The sequence below is a fragment of the Pseudorhodobacter sp. genome, from assembly GCF_030452865.1.
Classification (GTDB): domain Bacteria; phylum Pseudomonadota; class Alphaproteobacteria; order Rhodobacterales; family Rhodobacteraceae; genus Pseudorhodobacter.
This window is the reverse complement of the sequence record NZ_JAKDLJ010000418.1, coordinates 1-3,009: the sequence shown is the minus strand read 5'-3', so window position 1 is coordinate 3,009 and position 3,009 is coordinate 1. Positions and strand designations below refer to the sequence as shown.

The 3,009-nt window shown below is 58.5% G+C and carries 2 protein-coding genes; both read left to right on the top strand.

All coding sequences use genetic code 11. The features are described from left to right. A partial coding sequence (gene tssL, locus L0H65_RS17375) for a type VI secretion system protein TssL, long form (protein WP_301460482.1) occupies positions 1–367 on the top strand: 367 nt, incomplete at its 5' end. Further along, positions 364–3,009 (top strand): type VI secretion system membrane subunit TssM (tssM, locus tag L0H65_RS17370; protein WP_367652012.1); only part of this gene is annotated, 2,646 nt, incomplete at its 3' end. The genes tssL and tssM, both read left to right, overlap by 4 nt.

Sequence of the window (3,009 nt, the reverse complement as noted above, 5' to 3'; positions counted from 1 at the left end):
GACAACCCTTACCGTGCGCATCAACGGCAACGGCATGTTCGCCTCCGGCTCTGACCGTCTGGCGAAAGATGTGGAGGATACCATTACCCGCGTGACCAAGGCGATGAACGACCAGAAAGGCAAGATCATTGTCGCGGGACATTCCGACAATGTGCCGATCAAATCATCACGCTTTCCGTCGAACATGCATCTGTCATTGGCGCGGGCGGAATCTGTGAAGAAATTCATGGAAGGGATATTGACCGACCCAAGCCGTATCACTGCCGAAGGCCGGTCTGACAAGGAACCCATCGAATCCAATGATACCAAAGAGGGTCGCGCGGCGAACCGGCGGATCGAGATTCTGCTGCTGAGGGAAGAAACGTGATATTCAATCGCCTCATCCGGCCGCTTTTCCGGTCCATCTACACCGCAATCCTGTTGATGGTCGCAATCATTTGCGTTGCGATCTGGTATTTTGGCCCGCTGCTGCCCTGGGGAGAGATTTACCCGCTGGAAACGGTCTCTGCGCGTTTCGTGACAATGGGTGTCCTTCTGGGTCTGGCACTGTTGCTGCTGTTGATCATATTCCTCGTCCGCCGTCGCCGAAACAAGAAGATGACGGATGATATCGTCTCGTCAGTCGATGCTGGTGCCGCCGAGGAGGATGATGTCCTCAAAGGCGAGTTGGAGGAAATGCGCGGCAAGCTGAAAACGGCTTTGATCACGTTGCGCAAGTCGAAACTGGGCCGAAAGTCGCTCTATGAATTGCCGTGGTATGTGATGATCGGCCCGCCGGGTGCTGGTAAAACCACCGCAATCGTCAATTCCGGCTTGAAGTTTCCCTTGGCGGAGGAGATGGGCACAGGCTCTATCGGAGGGGTTGGCGGGACGCGCAACTGTGACTGGTGGTTCACTGATTCCGCCGTTCTGATTGATACTGCAGGCCGCTACACCACACAGGAAAGCGATTCGGAGGGCGATAACGCGGGCTGGCTCGGGTTCCTGAACCTGCTGAAAAAGCACCGCAAGCGGCAGCCGATCAACGGGGCGCTGATCGCGATTTCGCTGTCTGACCTGTCGATGCAGGATGAAGTGACGCAAGCCTCGCACGCCAAGGCTATCCGCCGCCGATTGCACGAGCTGCGCGAAAAGCTGGGGGTGCGTTTCCCGGTTTATGTGCTTTTCACCAAAGGCGATCTGATCGCGGGCTTTGCAGAGTTTTTCGACAATCTCGGCAAGGATGCGCGCGAACAAGTTTGGGGATTTACCTTCCCGATCGACAAGAACGCGAAAAAGGCGGCCTCTGCCATTGAGATGTTCGATGATGAATTTTCCGGCCTTCTGACGCAATTGAACACGCAATCGCTGGAACGGATGCAGGCCGAAACTGACCATCAGCGCCGCAGCCTGATTGCGGGTTTTCCGGGCCAGGTCGCCAGTGTTCGGCAGGTGGCGCGCGATTTTCTGAGCGAGGTGTTTCTGGAAAACAAGTTTGAGCATCGGCATATGCTGCGCGGTGTCTACTTCACCTCCGGCACGCAGGAAGGCACGCCGATTGACCGGTTGATGATGGGCATGGCGCGCACTTTCGGTATCGGTCGGCAGGCGATTGGCTCGGGCAAGGGCACCGGGCGTTCCTATTTCCTGACGCGACTGTTTGAAAGCGTGGTGTTCAGGGAGGCGGGGTTGGTTTCCGCCGATGACCGGGTGGAGCGTCGCTATCGCTGGATCCGGCGCGGCGCGATTGCCGCGACGATTCTGGTGGCTGCTGGCGCGGGTGCGCTCTGGACGCGCAGCTATCTGGCCAATCAGGCGATGATCGCCGATGCGACCGAACGGCTGAACGCGTTTCAGGCTGCTGCGGCGGAGATCCCGTCGAACCCGATTGCGGATAGTGATCTGCCCTCTGTCGTGCCAGCGCTGAACATCCTTTACGACATGCCGATCAATGATGCCCGCGGCCCGGATGCCGTGATTGCACCGCCGGAGGCGGGCTATGGCCTCTATCAGGGCAAAGTGCTGAGCGATCAGACCGCACAATCCTACCGCTCGGCGTTGAACCAGCACCTGTTGCCCCGGCTGTTGCTGCGGCTCGAGGATCAGATCCAGGGCAACATGAACAACGCCGATGTGCTTTATGAGGCGCTGAAAGTTTATCTGATGTTGGGCCAGCAAGGGCCGATGAATACGGAATTCGTCACCGAATGGATGAACGCGGATTGGGATCTTTCCTTCGCGGGGCCAGCACGGGCCCAGTTGCGGGACGATTTGAACAAGCATCTGGCGGTGTTGCTGTCGCAGCCCATGCAGAAGATATCCCTCAACGGGCCTTTGGTCGAACAGGCCCAAACCCTGCTGGCGGCGATGCCGATGGCGCAACGCACCTATAACGGTATTCTCAACAGTCCCAAGGCGCTGGCGCTGCCGCCGTGGCGCATCATTGATGTTGGCGGTCCGGCTGTTTCGCGCGCTTTTGTGCGGTCCTCCGGCAAGCCGCTGACCGAAGGGGTGGAGGGTATCTTCACCTATCGCGGCTTCAACACCGTGTTTCTGGAGGAGGCGCTGACAGTTGCGCGCCGCGTGCAATCCGAGAGCTGGGTGCTTGGCCCGAACTCCGCTTCCGAACAGTCGGAAGCCGCGATTGTCAATCTCGCGCGCGATGTTCTTGCGCTTTATTACAACGACTACGCCTCGCGCTATGAGGGTATTTTGTCGGATGTTGACATCATCCCGATGGAATCGCTGCGCCATGCTGTGGAAGTGACGAATATCCTCGCGGGGCCAACTTCCCCCATCGTCAACCTTCTCAACGCGATTTCGGATGAGACGAAACTGACGGAGGATCGCTCTGCGCTCGCGACTGCCGGGGTCGCAGAAGGCGCCTCTGCCGTCGGCAAAATGGAACTCGGCTCACTGTTGTCAGTGCAGGCGCAGGTGTTTCTTCAGGCGGTCACGACAGCAGACACCGCAAGCGGCGAAAAGCCAAAGCCGCCGGGCGCCTATGTCGAGGACCGCTTTGCATGGCTG